The 23,844-nt window shown below is 45.9% G+C and carries 21 protein-coding genes; 20 read left to right on the forward strand and 1 reads right to left on the reverse strand.

Features of this window, described 5'->3' with window-relative positions; all coding sequences use genetic code 11:
* The first annotated feature begins 49 nt into the window (after positions 1-49).
* The 14 genes from MHI12_RS08925 to MHI12_RS08990 all read left to right on the forward strand — a co-directional run bounded on the left by MHI12_RS08925 (position 50) and on the right by MHI12_RS08990 (position 14,567).
* A complete protein-coding gene (locus MHI12_RS08925; protein WP_081595013.1) occupies positions 50-589 on the forward strand; it encodes a 3D domain-containing protein in 540 nt (179 codons plus the stop codon).
* Between the two features lie 111 nt (positions 590-700).
* The gene (locus MHI12_RS08930; RefSeq protein WP_036610057.1) at positions 701-916 is read left to right on the forward strand and encodes a hypothetical protein; all 216 of its coding nucleotides are present in this window, start codon (positions 701-703) and stop codon (positions 914-916) included.
* 198 nt (positions 917-1,114) lie between these two features.
* Positions 1,115-2,143, forward strand: coding sequence for a cell wall-active antibiotics response protein LiaF (liaF, locus tag MHI12_RS08935; protein ID WP_405172185.1), 1,029 nt, complete (start codon positions 1,115-1,117; stop codon positions 2,141-2,143).
* Positions 2,144-2,146: 3 nt separating this feature from the next.
* Positions 2,147-3,172 carry a sensor histidine kinase gene (locus tag MHI12_RS08940; protein WP_036669825.1) on the forward strand — a complete coding sequence of 342 codons (1,026 nt, stop codon included), beginning with the start codon at positions 2,147-2,149 and terminating at the stop codon, positions 3,170-3,172.
* An 18-nt stretch (positions 3,173-3,190) separates the two neighbouring features.
* Positions 3,191-3,853, forward strand: a complete 663-nt coding sequence (locus MHI12_RS08945) for a response regulator (protein ID WP_405172186.1) — start codon at positions 3,191-3,193, stop codon at positions 3,851-3,853.
* 148 nt (positions 3,854-4,001) lie between these two features.
* On the forward strand, positions 4,002-5,666 hold the full coding sequence (locus MHI12_RS08950) for a S1C family serine protease (RefSeq protein ID WP_405172187.1): 1,665 nt from the start codon (positions 4,002-4,004) through the stop codon (positions 5,664-5,666).
* Positions 5,667-5,842: 176 nt separating this feature from the next.
* Positions 5,843-6,532, forward strand: coding sequence for a response regulator transcription factor (locus MHI12_RS08955; RefSeq protein ID WP_036610048.1), 690 nt, complete (start codon positions 5,843-5,845; stop codon positions 6,530-6,532).
* Position 6,533: 1 nt separating this feature from the next.
* The gene (locus tag MHI12_RS08960; RefSeq protein ID WP_074094317.1) at positions 6,534-7,994 is read left to right on the forward strand and encodes a cell wall metabolism sensor histidine kinase WalK; all 1,461 of its coding nucleotides are present in this window, start codon (positions 6,534-6,536) and stop codon (positions 7,992-7,994) included.
* A 67-nt stretch (positions 7,995-8,061) separates the two neighbouring features.
* Entirely contained in the window at positions 8,062-9,015 is a 954-nt protein-coding gene (locus MHI12_RS08965; protein WP_091032713.1) for a 4-hydroxy-3-methylbut-2-enyl diphosphate reductase, read from the forward strand.
* Positions 9,016-9,305: 290 nt separating this feature from the next.
* Positions 9,306-10,370: a 3-deoxy-7-phosphoheptulonate synthase gene (gene aroF, locus MHI12_RS08970; RefSeq protein ID WP_036610039.1), complete on the forward strand. Its 1,065-nt coding sequence runs from the start codon at positions 9,306-9,308 to the stop codon at positions 10,368-10,370.
* A gap of 414 nt (positions 10,371-10,784) precedes the next feature.
* Positions 10,785-12,209, forward strand: a complete 1,425-nt coding sequence (gene glnA / locus MHI12_RS08975) for a type I glutamate--ammonia ligase (RefSeq protein WP_074094318.1) — start codon at positions 10,785-10,787, stop codon at positions 12,207-12,209.
* Between the two features lie 239 nt (positions 12,210-12,448).
* The gene (gene serC, locus MHI12_RS08980; RefSeq protein WP_405172188.1) at positions 12,449-13,537 is read left to right on the forward strand and encodes a 3-phosphoserine/phosphohydroxythreonine transaminase; all 1,089 of its coding nucleotides are present in this window, start codon (positions 12,449-12,451) and stop codon (positions 13,535-13,537) included.
* Positions 13,538-13,677: 140 nt separating this feature from the next.
* Complete coding sequence (gene trmL / locus MHI12_RS08985) at positions 13,678-14,145, forward strand: tRNA (uridine(34)/cytosine(34)/5-carboxymethylaminomethyluridine(34)-2'-O)-methyltransferase TrmL (RefSeq protein WP_211081130.1); 468 nt, start codon at positions 13,678-13,680, stop codon at positions 14,143-14,145.
* 167 nt (positions 14,146-14,312) lie between these two features.
* Entirely contained in the window at positions 14,313-14,567 is a 255-nt protein-coding gene (locus MHI12_RS08990) for an AbrB/MazE/SpoVT family DNA-binding domain-containing protein (protein WP_036610032.1), read from the forward strand.
* Positions 14,568-14,660: 93 nt separating this feature from the next.
* On the opposite strand, the gene MHI12_RS08995 is transcribed toward MHI12_RS08990, so the two are convergent.
* A complete protein-coding gene (locus MHI12_RS08995) occupies positions 14,661-15,578 on the reverse strand; it encodes a serine hydrolase domain-containing protein (protein ID WP_405172189.1) in 918 nt (305 codons plus the stop codon).
* A gap of 473 nt (positions 15,579-16,051) precedes the next feature.
* Here MHI12_RS08995 and MHI12_RS09000 point away from each other — a divergent pair, with 473 nt between their 5' ends.
* From MHI12_RS09000 to MHI12_RS09025, 6 genes are all read left to right on the forward strand, one after another.
* Positions 16,052-16,816 (forward strand): alpha/beta hydrolase, encoded by a 765-nt coding sequence (locus MHI12_RS09000; protein ID WP_405172190.1) that lies wholly within the window; start codon positions 16,052-16,054, stop codon positions 16,814-16,816.
* An 11-nt stretch (positions 16,817-16,827) separates the two neighbouring features.
* Positions 16,828-17,787, forward strand: coding sequence for a sugar ABC transporter permease (locus MHI12_RS09005; protein ID WP_017689585.1), 960 nt, complete (start codon positions 16,828-16,830; stop codon positions 17,785-17,787).
* 18 nt (positions 17,788-17,805) lie between these two features.
* On the forward strand, positions 17,806-18,708 hold the full coding sequence (locus MHI12_RS09010; protein ID WP_341006590.1) for a carbohydrate ABC transporter permease: 903 nt from the start codon (positions 17,806-17,808) through the stop codon (positions 18,706-18,708).
* Between the two features lie 53 nt (positions 18,709-18,761).
* Entirely contained in the window at positions 18,762-20,357 is a 1,596-nt protein-coding gene (locus MHI12_RS09015; RefSeq protein ID WP_074094322.1) for an ABC transporter substrate-binding protein, read from the forward strand.
* 98 nt (positions 20,358-20,455) lie between these two features.
* Positions 20,456-22,621 carry a beta-glucosidase BglX gene (gene bglX / locus MHI12_RS09020; protein WP_405172191.1) on the forward strand — a complete coding sequence of 722 codons (2,166 nt, stop codon included), beginning with the start codon at positions 20,456-20,458 and terminating at the stop codon, positions 22,619-22,621.
* A gap of 77 nt (positions 22,622-22,698) precedes the next feature.
* A complete protein-coding gene (locus MHI12_RS09025; RefSeq protein ID WP_340966660.1) occupies positions 22,699-23,715 on the forward strand; it encodes a LacI family DNA-binding transcriptional regulator in 1,017 nt (338 codons plus the stop codon).
* Positions 23,716-23,844 lie beyond the last annotated feature (129 nt).

Here is a 23,844-nt window from a genome sequence, read left to right on the forward strand (position 1 = left end):
TCCAGAACAGGTCAGCCATCAATACAGCGATGAGGCCCAGCTGACGACCATGGTGTATATGGCTTTATTGTGGTCACCACAACCAATGGTCATTCCAAGACCTGAGCTTCCAGAGAAACAAGTGGCAGATCCGTCTATGCCGGTGCTTGCTCCGCGTTCAGAACAAATCCTGGGTACACAAAAGGTTACAGCAACGGGGTATACGGCAGGTGTGGAGTCTACAGGAAAAGGACCAAAACATCCTCAATACGGAATTACGTATTCTGGTGTAAAAGTACGTCGTGATAAAGAAACAGTTTCCACGATTGCAGCTGATCCAAAATTGTTCCCGATGGGTTCCATTCTGTACATTCCGGGCTATGGTTACGGAATTGTTGCAGATACCGGTTCAGCGATCAAAGGCAATAAAATCGATCTGTATTTCCCCACAACCAAGCAAGTGTACAAAGAGTGGGGCAAAAAGGATGTGGAGGTACAGGTGATCAGGCAAGGCGCTGGGAAATGCACAGAAAAGATGCTCAGCGAGTTGGCCGATGCGATCGATGTGTACAAATCCGTACCGGACTCCTGGCTGGACAAGGCCATTTAATTTCACACGTGAACATGAATAACTGAAGTGCTCTCTTCACATAATACTGACTGGGGACGAACCCCGCGGTGCAGCAATGCATCGTAAATATGAAGAGAGAGGTGATTCGTTGTGGCTAAAAAATCACAAGGGTACCAAACGCCAAACGAGAAGTACAATGCAGAGTTTGGAGAAGAGAATGCAGCAGCAAAAGTGAAGCAATCCGCTCAAAACAAAGTACAAGATAATTTCCAAACACCTGATGAAAAATACAATGCCGAGTTCGGTGTAGAAAACACAGGCCAAACTGGCCAAGGTCAAGGCAAAGCATCAAAATACAAAAAATAATTGAAGATTCATTAATCAAATGATGATTCAGCACCCTGGAGCACCAGCTCCGGGGTGTTTTACATATGCGAAGTTTTTTACATTAATATCCTCTGATCTCAGTCTCGAGACCGAGATGAATTCCATCTGCCGCCGCTGTTCTCATTGTCTTGTCTGAGTTACACTGGATACATAATACAGACAAAGGAGACATGAGCGATGAAACGATCGACGCGTGACCGCTGGTGGGTTGGCATACCTCTTATTGCTATTGGTGCGATGATCTTGTTCAGACAATTGGGATATGACATTGATGTAGGATATATTTTCAGAACATATTGGCCGTTATTTCTAATCTGGTGGGGGGTCAAAGGAATATCCGAGATTCGTCGCAACGGGGGTTACGCCTTTATTGGACCAGTAATTGTACTGGCGATTGGTGGTTACTTTCTTGCCCGTAACCTGGGATGGATTGATTACTCCATGGGGGAGTTCATTCGTTATCTGATCCCGGTTATGCTGATTGGCGGAGGATTATTTGTACTGATTGGGCCACGTCGTCGTGATCGGAAACATCATGACAAGATGCAGCCACCTCCAGCACCTGAGCAACCTTATAAACCGTTGGCTCCGGAGGATCTGGAGATGCCGTCGTCGTTTGATGAACAGTTCGAGAAAACATTTGGCAAACCAAAACAGGAACAGAAGAACGATGCACATGGCCCTCATTTCACAGGGTCAACGGATTCATCATCACAAGGGCATCAATATAAGAAGAAACATCAATCGTATAACTCTAACGATACCGGATATGGAGAACATTATGATGATGGCTACGGAAATGGTTATGGGGATTATGGCAATGGCAATACCATTAACAAATCGGCGTTCATCGGGGATCTGTACATGGGGCAGGAAGTGTTCTCGTTAAAACCAATGAACATCTCGGCTTTTATCGGAGATACCGTAATTGATTTGACCAAAGCACAGATTCCTTATGGGGAGACGAAGATTGTTATTTCTTTATTTATTGGGGATGTGAAAGTATTTGTTCCAGAAGATATGGATCTGGGTGTGACGGTGACGACAAATTCCTTCATTGGAGATATGTCACTGTTGAATCAGAAACGCGGCGGATTCCTGAGTAGTGCCCAGGCTGAAACTTCCCATTACCATGAAGCAAGCAAAAAAGTACGGATTATTGTAAGTGTGTTTATCGGAGACGTCAAAGTGAATAAGGTGGGTTAATGCATGATTCGAACAATTCTCAAGGCCAATAAATGGGAACTGATGATGTATTTTGCGCTAACTGGTCTGATTACGCTGGGCGGATTCTATCTATTGTATGGAGAGGTGTTGATGGGGGCTGGTCGTCAGCGGGCATGGACCTATGTTGCCGTTGTTGTGCTGGCCACCGTTATCACCGGATATATTGCTGCATTACGACTCCAACGCAAGATCGACCTGCTTGATCTCAACATGTTGAAAGTGTCCAAGGGTAATCTGGCGGTGCGCATGCCTGAAGCGGATGACGCTTCGTTTGGTCGTGTCTATCAGGAGTTCAATGTCATGATGGATTCGATTGAGAAAAAGATGAGACTGCTTCAGCGCCTCGGTGAGCAGGAAGTCATTGAGAAGGAGCAAGCCTCGGAGCGGGCTGTGCTTGAAGAGCGCAAACGAATGGCAAGGGACCTCCATGACACGGTTAGCCAGCAGCTGTTTGCCATGCATATGTCGGCTTCGTCCTTACCGCGACTGCTGGAGATGAATCCGGAACATGGTGGTAAAGTACTGGACCAGTTGATCCAGATGTCACATATTGCACAGCGTCAGATGCGAGGATTGATTGCCCAACTTCGACCGGTGGAGCTGGAAGGGCGTGACCTCACCGCAGCACTGGATAGTTGGTTTCCTGATTATTGCAGGCAGAATGGTCTTAAAGGTGTGAAAGAGCTGGAACTGGATGGCGGAATCTCGGATGCCATTGAGCACCAGCTGTTTCTTGTTATTCAGGAGGCAGTTGCCAATGTTGTGAAGCATGCAGAGGCGGGAGTGGTTAGTCTGTCCATACGGGAGAGTGAACATCAGATCAGCATGAGCATCAGCGATGATGGTCAGGGATTTTTGCAGCAAGCGGAGCGTCCGGGTTCATACGGGTTATCTACCATGCGTGAACGGGCGGAGAAGCTTGGGGGGCAAGTTCAGATTATATCGAAACCGGGAGCGGGAACGACGGTGCGGGTATTGATCCCGAAATTCCCGAACGTTCCTGAGTGAACCAGAGGGGGAGACGGAATGAGTGGTAAAGTAAACGTGATGATTGTGGATGACCATGATATGGTGCGCATGGGGTTGAAAACATATCTGATGCTGGAACCTACTTTTCATGTGATGGGAGAAGCGGGCCACGGGCAGGATGCGCTTGATCAGTTACGTAAGTTAAATGAGAGTGAAATGCCGGACCTGATTCTAATGGATCTGATGATGCCTGTAATGAATGGCGCTGAAGCAACAAAAGCCATCATGACTGAATTTCCAGGGATGAAAATTGTGATGCTCACCAGTTTCCTGGAGGATGATCTGGTTGTGCAAGCGATTGAAGCGGGTGCGGTAAGTTATGTACTCAAGACAGTCTCTGCTGAAGAACTGATCTATGCTCTGCAAGGGGCCTATAGAGGTATGCCTGTTATGACAGGTGATGTGTCGCAGGCGTTAACCCGGGGAATCAGACAACGTACAGCGAGAGAGAGTGAATCGGGTCTGACTGAACGGGAGAAGGAAGTGCTGCTGCTTATTGCAGAGGGAAAGACCAACAAAGACATTGGAGAAGAATTACATATCAGTATCAAAACCGTCAAAACACATGTGAGCAACCTGCTGATGAAATGTGAGATGGATGATCGTACACAATTGGCCATCTATGCGCATCGTCAGGGTTGGGTGAAAACGAAAGGGTAAAATGCTGTCATGACGGGGAAAAGAGTCTATTCTTACGTGCTTTTATCTCCTTTTTAATTGTTTTTAAGGTACGGTTAAGGTTTAAAGTACAAAATAAGGACAGTTAAAGAATATCTCTTGGGAATAAGAGATTGGGAGGTAGAGAGGCATGGACGAACGCAACTATAGATCGAACCGTCAAGACGAGGAAAACGAAACTAAACAAACGGAGAACCGCAATTCTTCCGGAACGGACGAATCCTCCTATTATTATTCTTATGGACCTTTTCAGTCCGTGAATCAGGAAGATACAGCAAATCACATGGGAAGCAATAATCAGCGTGAAGAAGGAAATGTAGAGATTACAAAACCTGATCCGGTGAGACCCGTACCTACTTACTATAATAGTGAATCAACCGAACAAGCGAAAAGATCATCAGCAGGCGGCGGAAACGGCTCAGGTAACGGTGGAGATCAAGGGAATGGCGGCAAAGGCAACTGGAACTATAATAACCGCAAACCGCGTTCTTCCGTAAGATCACTTCTATTTTCCTTTATTGCCGGTATGCTGGTCATCACCGTTCTCATGTACACAGCTGACAGAACAAACATGTTCACACCGGAGACGGCACTTACGAACACGGACAATCAAAGTTCAGGACAGGAAGCATCCACAAACACAGGCGGAGGCAACAATGTCACAGCGTCGTTACTGCCAACAGGCAAAGAAGATGTGTCTTCCGTTGTAACAAGTACAAGTCCGGCTGTCGTCAAAATCGAAACACTCGCGAAGCAGTCCTCACGTACAGGATTGGGTCAGGGTGGATCAAATACAAGTGATCCGTTGTACCAATACTTCTTTGGTAATGGCGGCGGAACAGAAGGCAATCAAGGCCAAAGTCAACAACCACAAAGCAGTAATCAGCTTGTGCCGATGGGCATTGGTTCCGGGTTCATTTTTGACAAAGAAGGATATATCCTGACGAATCAACACGTTGTTCAGGGTGCAGACGTGATCCAGGTAACCCTGGAGAACAACAGCAAGCCTTATGAAGCTAAATTGCTGGGAAGCAGCTTTGATCTGGATTTGGCTGTATTGAAAATTGAGAAAAACAGTGGTGACGATGCGTTCCCTGTAGCTCCACTGGGTGATTCCAACAGTACTCAAGTCGGTGAATGGCTTGTAGCTATTGGTAACCCGGAAGGGTTTGAACACACCGTTACAGCAGGTGTACTGAGTGCCAAAGAACGTACGATCAGCATTCCAGATGAAGAAACAGGAAAAACACGTGAGTACAGCCATTTGCTGCAAACAGATGCTTCGATTAATCCGGGTAACTCCGGTGGTCCGTTGCTTAACCTGAATGGGGAAGTTATTGGAATGAACGTTGCAGTAAGCGCAGATGCACAGGGTATTGGTTTTGCAATCCCGTCGAGCGTCATTTCTGAAGCTGTTAAATATCTTAAAGAAAACAAAGAAGTTCCCAAAGAGCCAGTACCCTTTATCGGTGCATCTCTGATGGCTCTCACGCCTGAAGTTGCTAAACAAATGGGAACAGACGTTACCGAAGGTTCTGTTGTAGCCAGCACGATCTTCCAATCACCGGCTTACCAAGCAGATCTTCGTGCATATGACATCATCACAGGTGCCAACGGTACGCCGTACGCGACAAGTCAAGATCTGATTGATTTTATCAAGAAACAGGAAATCGGTAGTGAAGTTACACTGAACGTGGTGCGTGATGGTAAGAAGATGGATCTGAAAATCAAAATCGGCAACAAAAATGATTTTGATACTTCACAAACAACAGATACACAACAGCAGCAACCATAAATATCAGGCAAGGATTGACAGAACGGAAGGGTTTGAAGGCCCTTCCGTTTTTTTTGCCCTGATGAAGCAGAGTTACAATGGACCAGGACGGATTGGAGACGCCTACTTGAAGATGCAGATTGTGCTTCTGCCTGTTACAATGGGATAAAACGTTAGGATAAAGGAGAAAGACCACCATGCGCTCAACTATTTTGATTGTGGATGATGACGAAAAAATTGTATCCATGCTCCGCCGGGGGCTGGCTTTTGAGGGATATGAGGTACAGACGGCTTCCAATGGAGCCGAAGGCCTCAGCAAACTGATGGACAAGGAGCCGGACATCGTTGTGCTGGATGTGATGATGCCACAGATTGACGGATTTGAGGTATGTCGCAGATTGAGAGAAGCAGGCAGTAAAGTGCCTGTGCTGATGCTGACGGCCAAGGATGAAGTACAGAGCCGGGTGACCGGACTGGACACAGGAGCCGATGACTACCTTGTAAAACCTTTTGCGCTGGAAGAATTATTGGCACGTGTCCGTGCATTGCTGCGCCGCAAGTCAGATAGTGCGGGTACGCCGGACAACCGCTTAATGTATGAAGATATCATTTTGGATAATGACTCACGTGAAGTATTGCGAGATGGGCAGCGTCTGGAGCTGACTGCCAAAGAATTCGAACTGTTGAATCTGTTCATGCAAAATCCAAGACGGGTACTGTCCCGTGATCTGATTATGGATAAAATCTGGGGTTATGATTACAGCGGTGAGTCTAACGTGCTCGAAGTGTACATTGCCATGCTCAGACAGAAGACCGAAGAATACGGTGGCAAGCGTCTAATCCAGACCATCCGGGGAGCCGGCTATATCCTGAGAGGTGACTCTTGATATGTCCATCCGGTTAAGACTAACCGCATGGTATTCTGGCATTTTGGCGGCTGTTCTTATCTTTTGGGGCGTTGTAATCTATGCCTTTGTATATTTTAACTCCTATCAGGAAGTCGAACAGCAATTGAAGGTGAAGAGTACCCGGATTACGGAACAGATTGGTGTTAATCCTCTTTCACAGTCGTTGGATCTGGACCCCTTTACAGAGAGTCAGCTTCAGGAAGCACAAATTTACATTCAACTCTGGGATTATCAGAGTCGCTCAGGCAGAATTTCGGGTAATATGGAGAAACTGCAGATTCAGTTTCCGGTATTAAAAGCCAATGAGATACTTAAAGAGCGAGGCATATCCAAGATCTATGTGGATGGAACGCCGTTTCTGGTGAATCAGCTCCCCCTTTCTCTTCAGGGAACCAATGAAGTACGTGGAATTCTTCAGGTTGGTGCGAATGTAAGTTCACAGGAGCGCTTGCTGGAGGCGTTGCTTAATATTTTGGTTTTTGGCTGGCTTGTAGCGATGGCCCTCGCTATTACCTCAGGTCTCGTCTTGGCTCGGAAGTCGATGCGTCCGCTCGTGACTGTCATTGATGCCGCCAATCAGATTCAATCTGGAGATGACTTAAGTGTACGTATTCAATATGCCGGGCCGAAGGATGAGATCGGGCGTCTGATTGAAACGGTGAATAATATGCTTGAACGTACAGAATTGTCATTCCGTGGTTTGGAGGAGACGAATGCTGCCCAGCGCCGCTTTGTATCCGATGCATCACATGAACTGCGTACGCCGCTGACCACCATTCGCGGGAACGTAGACTTCCTGAAGAAGCTGTGGGATCAGGAGGGAACCGACCGACCGAATCTGGATGAGGAGACTGTCAAACAAATGTCGCTGGAAGCCATTGAAGATATGGCGGATGAGGGAAAACGTATGAGCAGGCTGATCAGCGACATGTTATCGCTGGCGAGAGCGGATACGGGTCAGAAAATTGAACTAAATCCGATCCCGCTGCAGATACTCGTACAGGAAGTGGCACGCAGAGCACAGTTTCTGGATCGTCAGGCAGACTGGCTTCCAGGAGACTTTTCCATCCTTAACGGCATTTATGTGAACGGTAGCAAGGACTATCTGCAACAGATGTTGTTTATTTTCATCGAAAATGCGTTTAAATACACACCTGAAGGCTCTGTGACGCTGGATGCCGTATTATACAAGGGCCAGGTGGGATTACGCATTAGCGACACCGGTATTGGGATGGATCGGGACGAAGTGCCGTTCATCTTTGATCGTTTCTATCGGGCAGATGAATCACGCGGGGCTACACCGGGCATAGGTCTGGGACTTTCGATTGCGAAGTGGATTATTGAGGAACACCATGGATCGGTTGAGGTTGTGACCAGACGTGGAGAAGGAACCACCTTTATTATCTGGTTGCCGGTTGTCTTTGCTCCGCCTATCGAATAAAGGTATAATAGACAGGACTGCAATTACATCGGCAACGTTGCCGAGAAAGAAAGCGGGTGGCAACCAAGTGGAAGTACTACGAATTTCGCCGCGTGGATATTGTTACGGCGTTGTGGATGCGATGGTGCTCGCGCGTCAAGCGGCACGCAATCTGGATTTACCACGACCTATTTATATATTGGGTATGATTGTGCATAACCAACATGTGACGGATTCCTTTGAAGATGAAGGTATTATTACATTGGATGGTCCGAACCGGATGGATATTTTGAGCCAAGTGGAGAGTGGCACGATTATTTTCACAGCTCATGGTGTATCTCCTGAAGTGCGTAAGCTGGCACGGGACAAAGGATTGACAACAGTGGATGCAACATGCCCTGATGTCACCAAGACCCATGATCTCATTCGGGAGAAGACGGCAGAGGGTTATCAGATCATCTATATCGGCAAAAAGAATCACCCTGAACCAGAAGGTGCCGTTGGTGTTGCACCAGATCTCGTTCACCTGATCGAGAAGGAAGAAGAGATCGAAGAGCTGAACGTATCTCCAGGCAAAATCCTTATTACAAATCAGACAACGATGAGCCAGTGGGATATTAAACACATTATGAGCCGTCTGCTGGAGAAGTTTCCGGGCGCAGAGATTCATAATGAGATTTGCCTCGCAACTCAGGTTCGTCAGGAAGCTGTCGCGGAACAGGCGGGTCAAGCGGACCTGGTTATCGTGGTGGGTGATCCTCGCAGCAATAACTCTAACCGTCTGGCACAAGTGTCGGAGGAGATTGCGGGTGTTACGGCCTACCGTGTTTCCGATGTTTCCGAGATTCAGCAAGAATGGCTGAAAGGTGTAAATAAGGTGGCGGTTACTTCGGGTGCATCAACACCAACACCGATTACGAAGGAAGTCATCCTTTACCTGGAACAGTATGAACATGACAAGCCGGAGACGTGGGAGATCAAACGTACCGTGAACATGAGCAAACTGTTGCCTCCAGTTAGAGAAAAAACACGTACACCTTAGGGCAAAGGAAATGTAAAAGTAAGTCTAAGTGTATGTGAATTAAAAACGAGATGTGAATGAGAAGAATTCTGTTATGCAGATCCGAATGTCGGAGCCTGTAGAGCAGGATTCTTTTTGTATATGGATAAGGAATGTGTACCTTGACGCAATCAGATAACTATGGTATATTCACTTTAACGGATAAAAGCTTAAAAGCGAACAAGCGTTTAAGCGTGACAGAGTTTTTATATTTAATCAGACGCACGTTAAGAAATGATTGTGCTCTCATACAAGGAAGGATGGGAATTAATATGATCGTTATTGCAGGCAAGGCTACACCGGAGGAACAGATTCAGGATATCGTTGCAGTTATTGAAAAAGAAGGGCTTCAGGTGCATATCTCTCGCGGAGAGGATCGTACTATCATTGGTTTGATTGGTAAAGTTGAACCTAAAATGCAAGAGCATCTTCGCCAAATGAAAGGTGTCGAGAATGTCGTTAAAATCTCGAAGTCTTACAAATTGGCAAGCCGCGACTTCCATCCGGAAGATACGGTGATCTCCATCAAAGGTGTAGATATCGGCGGAAAAGAACTTGTTGTCATGGGCGGACCATGTGCGGTTGAATCCGCTGCACAGATTGATGAGATTGCCGGGCTTGTGAAAGCTGCTGGTGGGCAAGTGTTGCGTGGGGGAGCATTTAAGCCTCGTACGGGTCCTTACAGCTTCCAGGGAACGGGCGTAGAGGGATTGATCATGATGGCGGAAGCAGGCAAGAAACATGATCTGCTGACCATTACAGAAGTCATGACACCTGAGTATGTGGATATTTGCGCCGAGTACGCAGATATTCTGCAAGTAGGTACACGTAACATGCAGAACTTTGACCTGCTCCGCAAATTGGGCGAGTGTGGCAAACCGGTATTGTTGAAACGTGGCTTCAGTGCGACATACGATGAATTGTTGAATGCGGCTGAATACATTCTTGCGGGTGGTAACCCAAATGTTATGCTGTGTGAACGTGGTATTCGTACGTTTGAATCCTACACACGGAATACGCTGGATCTGTCAGCAATCCCTGTTCTGCAGTCTCTGAGCCATTTGCCGGTTATTTCTGACCCGAGCCATGGTACTGGACGACGTGAACTGGTGGAACCGATGACAAAAGCTTCCGTTGCTGCGGGTGCCAATGGCCTGATCATTGAAATGCATACCGATCCGGATAACTCCATGACAGGAGATGGTGTGCAATCCTTGTTCCCTGACCAATTCGCTAACCTGTTGCAGGATCTGGAGAAATTGGCACCAATCGTGGGTAAATCATTCAGCACAGCCAAACAACCGGCAGAATTTTTCCCGGCACGTGTAGGCGTGTAATAAAAATTTCTATAATCAAGGTCTGGATCATCATCCGGGCATCTCCTCTGATCTCGTTCATTGCAACGGAATCAGATAGATGCTCGGTTTTTTGCATATTTTGCAGTTTTGAACGTATTTATTAATCAATAGTGATAAGAAACATTTATGATGTGAAGTTTTTCCCATGATTTAGGTTAAAATAGGGGTCGCTTTACCGCATTAAACCAGTTAAATGTATATGAAAATAGTTGTTATATGAATTTATGTTATTTATAAAGTGTGAGTATATCTAACATCCCTTCAAAAAATACCTTACATAAGTATTGACGATGTCATGTTTTAAAATTTATAATGACGACAGAAAAAAATTCGAATTTAGACATTTTCTTAGTGGGGTTGTTTAATGTTCGGAATATTTGGGAGGACGAATACATGTCGGTTGAAAACGTATTGAAATCAATTCAAGAGAACAACATCGAGTGGGTAGATTTTCGTTTTGTAGATTTAGCTGGTCGTGCACATCACATCTCGTTGCCAGCTTCGGCTGTTGATGCAGACACGTTCGTAAATGGAGTAGCTTTTGACGGTTCTTCTATCCAAGGTTTCCGCGGAATTGAAGAGTCCGATATGGTTATGATGCCAGACCCTGAAGCGACTTATGTCGATCCGTTCACTGCACACCCTACATTGAATGTTATGTGTGATATCTTCACTCCGGATGGCGAGCGTTATGAGCGTGACCCACGTAGTATCGCTGTTAAAGCAGAAGCTTATTTGCAAGAGAGCGGTGTAGGTACAGCGGCATTCTTCGCACCTGAATCCGAGTTCTTCATCTTCGACGATGTACGTTATGAGAGCGGCACGAACAGCTCTTCTTACTATGTAGATTCCGAAGAAGCTTCATGGAACACCAACCGCAAAGAAGAAGGCGGAAACCTGGGCTTCAAAGTTCGCACTAAAGGTGGATATGTTCCAGTAGCGCCAGTGGATACACAACAAGATATCCGTAGCGAAATGTGTCGCCTTTTGGAAGAAGCAGGCCTGTCGATCGAGCGTCATCACCATGAAGTGGCGACAGCGGGTCAAGCCGAAATCAACTTCCGTTTTGATACACTGAAGAAAACAGCAGATAATCTGCTTGCATACAAATACATCGTGCACAACACTGCACGTCAATATGGTAAAGTAGCAACATTCATGCCAAAACCATTGTTCGGTGATAATGGTAGCGGAATGCACGTTCACCAATCCATCTTTGATGGCGATTCCCCATTGTTCTATGACAAAGCGGGATATGCTAACCTGAGTGAAATGGCTCTGCACTACATCGGAGGTATCTTGTACCATGCTCCGGCACTGATCGCTTTGACTAACCCTAGTACAAACTCATTCAAACGTCTTGTACCTGGTTACGAAGCACCAGTAAACCTGGTTTACTCCAAAGGTAACCGTTCCGCAGCAGTTCGTATTCCGGTTGCAGCTGTGACACCAAAAGGTTGTCGTATCGAGTTCCGTACACCAGACTCCACAGCTAACCCATACTTGGCATTCTCCGCAATGTTGATGGCTGGTCTGGATGGAATCAAACGCAAAATCAACCCAACTGAGCTTGGATATGGTCCGCTCGACAAAAACATCTATGACCTGTCTGATGCAGATAAAGAAAACATCCGCAGTGTGCCAGCTTCCCTCGAAGAAGCACTTGATGCATTGGCAGCTGATAACGAGTTCTTGACTGAAGGCGGCGTATTCACAAAAGAATTCATTGAAAACTACATCAACCTCAAACGTGATGAAGCGAAAGCAGTAGCGATCCGCATTCATCCGCACGAGTACAGCCTCTACTTCGACTGCTAATCGGTCGGGGTCGGAACAGTTCTTGTTCCAACTTAAAGCCTCCGGGACACGCTCTCGGAGGCTTTTCCTTGAATTAAACAATGTAGTGCTTTAACTTTGCAGGGTGATAAAGGAATTTGATGACCTGAATTCAACACTTCAGTGCATATTGCCCTTGAAGCAGATAGAGAATACTGATATCATAGCGATAATATTCACTTTGTATGTCAGAGTTACGGATGGAAAGGGCGGGGGATTTTGTGACAAAAAGAGCGTATAACTTTAATGCAGGACCTGCGGCGTTACCACTTGAGGTACTGGAGCGTGCACAGGCGGAATTTGTAGATTTTCGTAATACAGGCATGTCGATTATGGAGATGTCTCACCGTGGAGCGGTGTATGAGTCTGTACATAATGAAGCTCAGGAGCGGTTGTTGTCGCTTCTAGGCAATCCAAAAGGATACAAGGTTCTCTTTCTGCAGGGCGGTGCAAGCACTCAGTTCGCGATGTTGCCAATGAACCTGCTTGGGGCAGGGCAGACTGCAAGTTACGTGATGACTGGCAGCTGGGCGAAGAAGGCTCTGTCTGAGGCGAAGTTGATCGGCGAGACATATGTTGCTGCATCTTCGGAAGCAGAGAAGTTTATGAAATTGCCGGATGTTTCGAATCTGAGTTTGCCTGAACGTACGGCTTATGTGCATCTGACTTCCAACGAAACGATTGAAGGTACGCAATTCAAGTCGTTCCCGGATACCGGTTCAGTACCTCTGATTGCGGACATGTCGAGTGATATTTTCTGTAAACCATTTGATCTTAATCAGTTTGGCATGATCTACGCGGGTGCACAGAAGAACCTGGGTCCATCCGGAATTACGGTTGTAATTGCTCGTGAGGAACTGGTGAGCGAATCGCCTAAAACGATTCCAACCATGCTTCGTTACAGCACACATGTAGATAACAACTCCCTGTACAATACGCCGCCATCCTTCTCGGTATATATGGTGAATGAAGTATTGAAATGGATTGAAGAACAGGGCGGACTGGCTGGTATTGAGCAAAAAAATACGAAAAAAGCGGAATTGCTCTATAACACAATTGATGCTTCCGGTGATTTCTACCGTGGTTGTGTTGAACAAGAAGATCGTTCCCTCATGAATGTAACTTTCCGTCTTGCTTCTGAAGAACTGGAGAAAAAGTTCATCAAGGCTTCGGAGGAAGAAGGATTTGTAGGTCTGAAAGGACATCGCAGTGTGGGTGGTCTCCGTGCCTCCATTTATAATGCTGCTCCTTATGAGAGTGTTAAGGCACTGACAGACTTCATGAGCCACTTCCAGAAGACAAATGGATAATTAAGTATAGGTACGGTGTAATGGACCTTTGTGTCTAATCCTGTGCCTTACCAGAGCCTTCCACATTGACGTGTGGAGGGCTTTTCTTTAAGATTAGTGGGTTGTCGTCAACATGAAAATGAAAAGGAGATTGAACACATATGGCTTTACACATCGTTCTGGTTGAACCAGAAATTCCGGCGAACACAGGCAATATTTCGCGTACTTGTGCGGCAACCGGTACCCATCTGCATCTCGTACGCCCACTTGGATTTCGAACAGATGATGCTACATTGAAACGTGCAGGGCTGGACTACTGGCATGCCGTTCATATTGAATACCACGATTCATTTGCTGAGGTTCAGGAAAAATATTCGGAAGGTCGTTTCTTCTACGCAACTACGAAGGCCAAGAACCGATACAGTGATTTTAATTTTCAGGATGGAGATTTCCTCGTTTTTGGTAAAGAGACTAAAGGCCTGCCACCTGAATTAATTGCTGCGAATCCCGATACATGCATGAAAATGCCAATGACTGGTGACGTTAGATCATTAAATCTGTCCAATTCGGCAGCAATTATTGTATATGAAGCGTTGCGCCAGCTCAATTTCCCCGGGTTAGAAGGATAAATTTAGGTTATAAATGACGGCTAGAATTCGGTAAAAAAACATTTTTCAAAAAAAAGGACAAAAAATGTTTATTTCCAGCAGGATTCGACAAAATCTTGGCGAATCTATAAACATAGTACAAATGTACCTAGAAATTTAGAGTAAGATAGGAGAGGTGTGCCGTAGCTATGAAGCCAGCTGGAGTAGTTCGCAAAGTTGACCAATTAGGTAGGATCGTATTGCCTAAATCTTTGCGTAAAAGGTATCAAATGAATGAGGGAGATCCTGTAGAGATCTTAGTACAAGGGGACCATATTATCTTGGAGAGATATCGTCCAAAATGTATTTTCTGCGGATCCATCGAGGAAGTCAACGAGTTCAAAGAGCGTTACATATGCGCACAATGTTTAGATGAAATGACTCAGCTTCCACAACACGGATAAGAAATAACGTCATGGGGTCCATTGACCCCGTGGCGTTTTTTTTGTTTTATTATCAATTGGATGGCATAATTGCAGATTGAAAAAAAAGATAGACTATCCCTTGGTGTAGAGGGGTAATACCTCATTCCATACGGCATTCAGGATGCCTTGCATATTTTCTTCCTCACTATTAATACATATGACAGCTTCCTTTGAGGGAATTACGATACACAACTGACCATAGGCGCCATCGGCGCGGTAAGCGTCATGAGAACACATCCAGAACTGATACCCGTAACCTTTTCCCCAATCACCGTCTCCAGTCGTTTCGATCTGCGGGGACGTAGCCTGTCGAATCCAATCTGCAGGTACAAGCTGTCTGCCTTCCCAAAAGCCCTCCTGCAGCAGTAACTGTCCAAATCGACTCAGTTCCTCATTGCTTATCCAAAGACCTGCACAACCAAGCGTTACGCCGAGTGGAGAGGTTTCCCACTCTACATCATGAATGCCAAGTGGATCAAATAACCGTGGAGTCAGGTAATCTTTCACGGTTTGGCCGGTAGCAGCCTGTAGCATGGCTGAGATCATAAATGTATCCCCACTGCTATATGTAAATTGTTCTCCAGGTACCCGGTCCAGAGGCAGAGACATATAATATTTCGCCCAGTCCTTTTCAGTCAATGAAGCTCGTTCATCAGCCCAAAGAGGGGGAGAGTCATGACCCGAAGACATTCGGAGAAGATCACGCAGTCTCAATTCCTGCGGCGATGGGAGATTGCGCTGTGCAGAGGGAACATGATCATAAGAAAAGTAATCACCAAGTGTCGCATCCAGATGTAACAGACCTTCTTCAAGCGCAAGACCAACGGCCATACATGTGAAGGATTTACTGATGGAATGTTGGACCCTGCGCTGATCCTTATCTCGGTCCCAATGGGCAAGCAGATGCCCTTTTTGTAATATACGAATGGAAAAAACGTTCAATTGTTGCTCCGTAATCGTATGAATGAAACCTTTGAGTTGCTCAGACATATTAACCTCCCTAATATCAGGTGAAACCTGAGTAAAATCGGTTGGTGAAACGTTTCCGTAATTCGAATGCAAAATCAGAACCCATGTTAGTATAAACCTGGTTTGGTGTCAATTAAAGTTGTAATAGCACTTACTAAATTTTCATTTTTTCGTAATAATAGTGTCTTTGGACGCAAATTTAGACTTAAAAGAGCATTTTTTCGAGAAAAAAACGCGAAATTTGTAAAAAGGTTATTGACAGGATTTACTCATCGGGCTTATGATTTATTCGAAACGATTCGAAGAAATCGCTTCCACATTAAAAGTGTTGTAATGAAGTCCATGTGAATCAACGTTGGCTATGTTTTGAAACGATTCGAGAAAATCGTTTCGATAACCCATCGTAATACAAGGGAATCTACAACAGCCTGCAATCCAACGCCAGAGAAACGAATGAGTAAAGACAGCAGGCGATGATGAGAGGGGTTACATTTATGGCGCATATAACGATCGAAACTGGATCGCCAACCTTATGCATGAATACCAGCATACATGTTGTGTCCAGTGACTCCGGAGAGACTTCAGGCGGTACACTATATCTGTTGCACGGGGCAGGCGATAATGCGAGTACCTGGCAGCGGTTAACCACAATTGAGATGTATGCAGCGCAATACGGCTGTACGATCATTATGCCGGAAGCGAATCGAAGCTATTACACCGATATGGAATACGGCCTGAATTACTTCCACTACATCACTCAGGAGTTACCTGAAATATGCAAGCGTCTGCTCAATCTGAATCCTGATCCGGAGAAAACATACGTCGCCGGTTTATCCATGGGTGGATATGGTGCACTGAAATGTGGACTAACTTATCCAGAGCGATATCGCAAAGTAGTGTCTCTATCCGGCGTAACGGATATCCAGACACGGCTTCAAGATCCCCATATGCCAGCGACCATGATCAAGGAAATGAAAGCGGTTTTTGGAGAACGTTTACAGGTGAAAGCCGATCAGGATATTTACGCACTGTCGGCCAAGCTGCTGGAACAGGGTGTTGCTTTACCGGATATCCTCAGTTGCTGTGGCGATAGTGACCCCTTCGTAGAGATGAATCGCGACTATGCGAGATACATGCAGGGGACTGCCTTTGATTTTCGGTATGTGGAGACGCCGGGGGCTCATGAATGGAAATTTTGGGAGCACCACCTGAGAACGATGTTTGATTTTCTGTACAACGACAAGACCATAGTAGAGTGAGGAGATGCAATGTGAAACCTGCAGCCGAAGGACCTAGCAAAAAGCTGAAGGGAAACGTGAAGGGCAATTCGCTCTGGACTGAAATCTGGAAGCACCGAATGACATACACCCTGCTTATTCCGGGGCTTGTCTGGCTAATTCTGTTTGCCTACATGCCGATGGGTGGCCTGTCTCTGGCATTCAAAGATTACAAGGCCAACCTGGGCATCTGGGGAAGTCCATGGAGCGGATTCGAGAACTTCAAATATGTTTTCCGTGATCCAACCTTTATCGACGCAGTATGGCGTACGCTGTACATCAATATTCTGAAACTGATTATTCAGTTCCCGTTCCCGATCATTCTGGCGCTGTTGCTGAATGAATTGCGGATGCGCAGAGGGAAAAAATTATTCCAAACCGTTCTTACGTTCCCGCACTTCCTGTCCTGGATCATCGTATCCGGGGTAGTCATCAATGTGCTGGCATATGACGGACTGGTAAATAGCGCGCTCGGATTACTCGGATTGCCAACGATTAACTTCCTGGGGTCTGAATCCAACTTTGTACCAATGTTGCTGTTGACTGATATCTGGAAATCAAGTGGATGGGGCGCGATTATATTCCTGGCTGCCATCTCCGGTATTGATCAGGATCAGTATGAATCAGCACAGATTGACGGGGCTTCCCGTATGCAACAGATGTTCAAAATTACTTTACCGAACATCCTTCCAACCATCACAATCATGTTTATTCTGTCGGTTGGTGGATTGATGTCTTCCGGGTTTGACCAGATCTTCAACTTGGCAAATGCCGCTACCAAAAATGTATCGGAAGTACTCGATGTATATATCTATCGGATTACGTTCCAGTCATCTACCGATTTCTCATTCTCGACAGCGGTCAGCTTGTTCCGTTCCCTGGTGAATATGGCCTTGCTGCTTCTTGCTGACAGATTTGCCAAGTGGCTTGGCGGAGACGGTTTGTTCCGATAAGAGAGGAGGAAAAATGAGATGAGCAAGAAAGCTAACAAAAAACCGAGAATTGGTACAGAAAAAATGACACTTCTCGATTACATTATTTTCGCCGTATTACTCGTGCTTGCCCTGATGATCCTGATTCCGTTCTGGAATGTCATCATGATTTCGTTTGCAACACAAAAAGAATATGCTGACAATCCATTTTTGATGTTCCCTAAAGAATGGACATTGGATTCCTACAAGGCATTGTTCGCTGACGGAACGATTCTGACAGGGTACAAAAATACAATTATATTGCTAGTCATCGGCTTGCCACTCAGCTTGTTCCTGACAACAAGCATGGCATACGGCCTTAGTCGCAACAAATTTCCGTTTAAGAAATTTATATTTTTCCTGGTACTGTTCACCATGATCTTTAATGGTGGTATCGTGCCGCTGTACCTGATCATGAAATCACTTCATCTTACAGGTACGTTGTGGTCCGTTATCCTGGCGGGAAGCTTCAGTGCGTTTAACATGATTCTGATGATGAACTACTTCTACACCTTGCCTGAATCGCTGATGGAATCGGCGAGACTGGATGGAGCAGGAGAGTGGAGAATTTTGTTCTCCGTTGTTCTTCCGCTTGCTACACCAATTATGGCTACAATCACGTTGTTCTACGGTGTGGCTTATTGGAACAGTTGGTATGATGCGATGATATTCCTTCGAAAAGCGGATCAGTTACCGCTCCAGAATGTACTCCGAAATATTATCGTGACATCTACGACGAATGCATCCAATGCATCCAGTGTGGATGCTGCCCAGGCAAGCAACTTCTCAATGGGCATGAAGATGGCGGCCGTATTTGTCACCATGGTACCAATTATGTGTTTCTTCCCAATGCTGCAAAAACACTTTGCCAAAGGGGTATTAACAGGGGCAATCAAGACCTGATATACGTATAGGATTTTGCAATAAAATTCTACTAAAAAACATGGGGGTAAAACATGAAAACGAACAAAAAGTTGTCAGTAAGAGCTCTCTTTGCCATCACGCTTAGTGTAGTTATGCTGATGGTGACCGCTTGTTCCAGTCAAGGAGCTTCAGGTGGTAACGAAAAAGATGCAGAGGGAAATTACAAAGACAACCTGACCATCTCTGTAGCTAACCTGACAGAAATCAAAAACGGGAACCTGGATAATGACTTCCACAAGTTCTGGACAGACAAATTTAATTTAACATGGGACTACAACTATATCGATTGGGATTCATGGGGCGAGAAGCTTCGTCTGTGGATCAACTCTGGCGACTTGCCGGATGTAGCGGTATGGAACTACGTACATGGCGATGCCATTAACAGCATTGAACAAGGTTTGTTCTACAAATTCCCGGATGACTGGAAAGAACGCTGGCCTAACGTGGCAGCAGCTTACAATTTGACGGGTCTTGGAGACAAGTTGGAAGAATTGACAGGTGGAACATATGTCCTGCCTAGACCAATCTATTTCGAGAACAAACCGGCTGACCCACTGACGAACCAAATTGGTGTCATTGCGCTTCGTAAAGACTGGGCTGAAGCAGTTGGTTTTGAACTGAAAGATGCTTATACAACAACCGAATTGAATGAATATGCTGCGCTAGTGAAAGAAAAAGATCCAGGCAAAGTGGGTAACAAACTTGTACCTCTGTCCTACAATGCGGCAGATGCCATGACAAACATGATTATGCCAAACAGTGTGCATGCCATGACTGACTCTCCGTTCTACAAAGGTGAAGATGGCCAATTCCACTGGGGACCAGCAGATCCTGAAACGCTGACAGGACTTAAATTGATGCAAAAAGCCTACAAAGATGGACTGCTCAATCCTGAGTTCTACACATGGAAAAACAATGAAGGTCAAAACAACTTCAAAGTAACAGGTACAGCTGCTGTAACAAGTCTGGGCGGACTGGCTTCGTACAGACAAGGTCTGGATTCCGATATGAAAAAAAATCTGGGTGTAGATAGTGATGAACTGGTACACACAGCAATCGTAGTAGGCGATGACGGTAAATACCGTAACATGGAGCAAGCCAACTTCTGGTCGGCATTGATCTTCAATCCGGAAATTAGTGACGAGAAATTCGAACGGATCATGGATCTGATCGATTACTCTGCAACAAAAGAAGGACAGTTGCTCATCAACATGGGCTTTGAAGGAAAAGATTGGAAATATGATGAAAACAACGAACTCGTTAGCTTGTTGCCAGAAGGAACGGTATTGGAAGATAAATATCCAGCACGTTTCGAAGGTCTGTACCTGCTCGGTGACGACTTCAGTGTTGTAAACCCTGCAATCAAAAAAGATTACCGTGATAGAGCCGTGAAATTGTTCGAAGAAAAAGCAAAACTCGGTACAGAAGGCAAATCGCTTGCACCATACGATTGGGATGTCAACTTGTACGATTCCAAAGCTAAGAGTCAGGCTTCATTCGACTACCAGAATGAATATGCCAACTTGATCCTCAAAAACGGAGATCTAGAGGCAAACTGGAAAGAATGGGTAAACAGTAAAATGTCCCTGGTTCAACCTTATCTGGATGAGCTAAACGATAAATTCTAGTAATCATTCAGTAATAAATTTTGAACCCGGTGCGCGGTCTCTCCCCGAACGCAGCCGGGTTCTTTATTTCAACAACTTATAGTGGAGGATACGATCAGATGAATAACGAGCAGTTGTTAGACCTGGTAAAACAGATGACGTTGGAGGAAAAAACAGCTCAGCTTCTTCAGTTGACCGCCAACTTTTATGAAGGAACAAATGTCGAAGGTCAGATCACAGGGCCGATGGAAGAGATGGGAATTACGGAGCAGTCCGTGGATGCTAGTGGGTCCATTCTAGGGTTGTCCGGTGCGCAGGCCATCATTGATGTACAGCAAGCTTATATGAAAAAAAGCCGTTTGGGCATTCCGCTTTTGTTCATGGCTGACGTAGTTCATGGATTCAAAACCATTTTTCCGATTCCACTGGCGATCGGTTGTTCATGGGACACAGAACTGGCTGAGAAAAGTGCTGAAATTGCAGCACGTGAATCAGCTGTATCCGGTTTGCATGTTACCTTTGCACCTATGGTGGATCTGGTTCGTGACCCGCGCTGGGGCCGTGTGATGGAAACGACAGGAGAAGATCCTTATCTGAACAGTTTGTTCGCGGCTGCGTTTGTACGTGGATATCAGGGCGACAGCTTGAAGGATGAGCCAGATCGTCTTGCAGCCTGTGTTAAACACTTCGCGGCGTATGGAGCGGCTGAGGGTGGTCGGGATTACAATACGGTGGACATGTCCGAGCGTAACTTGCGTGAGTACTATTTGCCAGCGTACAAAGCAGCGTTGGATGCGGGCGTGGAAATGGTCATGACTTCGTTCAATACGGTTGACGGTATTCCGGCAAGTGGCAATGAGAAGTTAATGCGCGGCATTTTGCGTGAAGAGTGGGGCTTTGATGGTGTATTAATCTCGGATTGGGCTTCCATTCGCGAGATGATTGCGCATGGTTCTGCAGAAGATGATCGTGAAGCGGCATATCGTGCCATTCGCGCAGGAGTAGATATGGAGATGATGACACCTTGTTATGTGCATCATTTGCCTGAATTGATTGAGAATGGTGAAGTGGATGAGAAGCTCATTGATGAAGCCGTTCTGCGAATTCTGCAACTAAAAGAAAAGCTGGGATTGTTCGATAATCCACTTCGTGCAGCTGATCCTGAACGTGAACGTGAGATTGTATTCTCCAAAGAGCACCGTCAGGTATCGTATGAACTGGCAACGAAATCAGCTGTTCTTTTGAAGAATGATGACAGCGTGCTTCCACTTCAACCTGATGCTAATGTAGCCCTTATTGGTCCTTTTGCACAGAGTCCTGATATTCTGGGCTGGTGGTCCTGTGAAGGAGTTAAGGAAGATGCAGTTAAGTTGGGAACAGCTCTGCAAGAACGCCTGACGGGTGGGAAAGTTCAATTCGCTCAAGGCAGTAATGTTCATACGATCACAGCTGAGCAGATTGCCGAAGCCCTGGAAGTGGCAAGCAAAGCAGATCTGATTGTCCTTGCTCTTGGTGAAGACTCCGAGATGAGTGGAGAAGGTGGCTCGCGCACGGATATTCGTCTGCCAGCAGCCCAATTGGAATTGGTTAAACAGCTCAAAGCAGCGGGAAAACCGATTGCCAGCGTTATTTTCAACGGCCGTCCATTGGATTTGCATGGTGTAATAGATGAATCGGATGCCGTTCTTGAAGCCTGGTTCCCAGGTAGTGAAGGCGGAGCGGCGATCGCAGATGTTCTGACAGGTGTAGTGAATCCATCTGCACGTCTGACGATGTCTTTCCCGCAGTCCGTAGGTCAGATTCCGGTCTATTACAATCATTTCAATACAGGTCGTCCGCTTAACCCGGAGAAGACGGAAGAACGTTATGTCTCCAAATACATTGACAGCCCGAATGAACCTTTGCTTCCGTTCGGTTATGGTCTCTCATACACTTCGTTCTCTTATGGTGATCTTGAAGTGTCAAGTAACGAGATGACTGCCGAAGAGTCCCTGAGCATCCAAGTACGTGTAACAAACACGGGTGAGCGTGCAGGCGTGGAGACCGTTCAGTTGTACGTTCGTGATGTAACGGGTGAAGTCGTTCGTCCTATGCGTGAGCTGAAAGGATATGTGAAGCTTGCGCTGGCGCCAGGCGAAAGTGGTACAGCGACATTTACGTTAAATGAAGAACAGCTTCGTTATCACCATTCCGACTTAAGCCACCGCAGTGATCGAGGCGAGTTCCATCTTCTTGTGGGTGCAAACAGTCGGGATACTCAGAAGAAATCATTCAGACTTGTTTAATCCGGTGAATGGAAAGAGTAATGTGTCAGGCCTTTTGTTATGGAAGGCCTGATGAACATAACAGGGGAGCGAAGAATGTGGTCAGTATCAAGGATATCGCCAAACAGGCGGGAGTTTCCATCTCTACTGTGTCATATGCGCTGAATGGCAGCAACAAAGTGACCGATGAGACGAGTTCCAAAATTTTGGCCATTGCCAAAGAACTGAACTATGTTCCAAATGCCGCAGCAAGAACACTGAAGAAGAGGGAGTCCAAAATTCTAGGTGTATTCTTGACCGATTTTAGAGGAGATGTGTATGGAGACTTGCTGAGTGGCATGAAAGCCGTATGTAATGCTCAAGGCTATGACCTGATCGTGTGCAGTGGTAAACAATCCCATCGCATGCTTCCAGAGAGGATGATTGATGGTGCGATCATTCTGGATCATACGTTTGCAAGTGAGGAACTAATGCAGTATGCCGATCGTGGGCACAAAATCGTTGTACTGGACCGTGAGATGGATCATCCCAACATTAATCAGGTTCTGCTGGATAACAAAGCCGGGGCGACACTTGCGATGGAACATCTTATTGAACAGGGACACAAGAAAATCTACGTGGTGACAGGACCGGAAGGTTCGTTTGACTCTGTGCAGCGGTTAAAGGCTGTAAGACAGGTTGCGGAACGTGAAGCCGATGTGGAATGGATTGAGATCACGGGAGATTTCGAGAAGAGTGGTGGAGAACAAGCCGCAGATCAGATTGTGCAGGTGTATGATGGACCCGCAGCGGTATTCTGCCTCAATGATGAGATGGCTATTGGCTTGTGTGATCGTCTGGCAGACAGTACACTTGGCGTTGGTCAGGAGATTGATGTCATTGGATTCGACAATATTGAATTGAGCAAATACGTCCAGCCGAGATTGGCAAGCATTGATTATTCCAAGCGCAAGTGGGGATCGCTCGCTGCTGAACAATTGATCAAGATTATTGCTGGAGAACCCGTTGATCATGAACGAATTTATGTGACATTAGTTGAGGGTGGGTCGGTGAGTGGGCCTATTCCGTCTGATTCTGTTATATCCATGCGGAATGACCGGGCGGTTAGCTATTGATCCCGAATACAGCAAGAGACAAGGCTTAGAAGAATCGAATCATTCTTTTAAGCCTTGTCTCTTGTTATTTCGAGGATGAAGCAATAGAAAAAGCCTCTCCGGAGAGAGGCTTGGCCTTTACAAGCCTTT

Origin of the sequence: Paenibacillus sp. FSL H8-0280 (genome assembly GCF_045040665.1) — a bacterium.
Lineage (GTDB): Bacteria > Bacillota > Bacilli > Paenibacillales > Paenibacillaceae > Paenibacillus > Paenibacillus xylanexedens_A.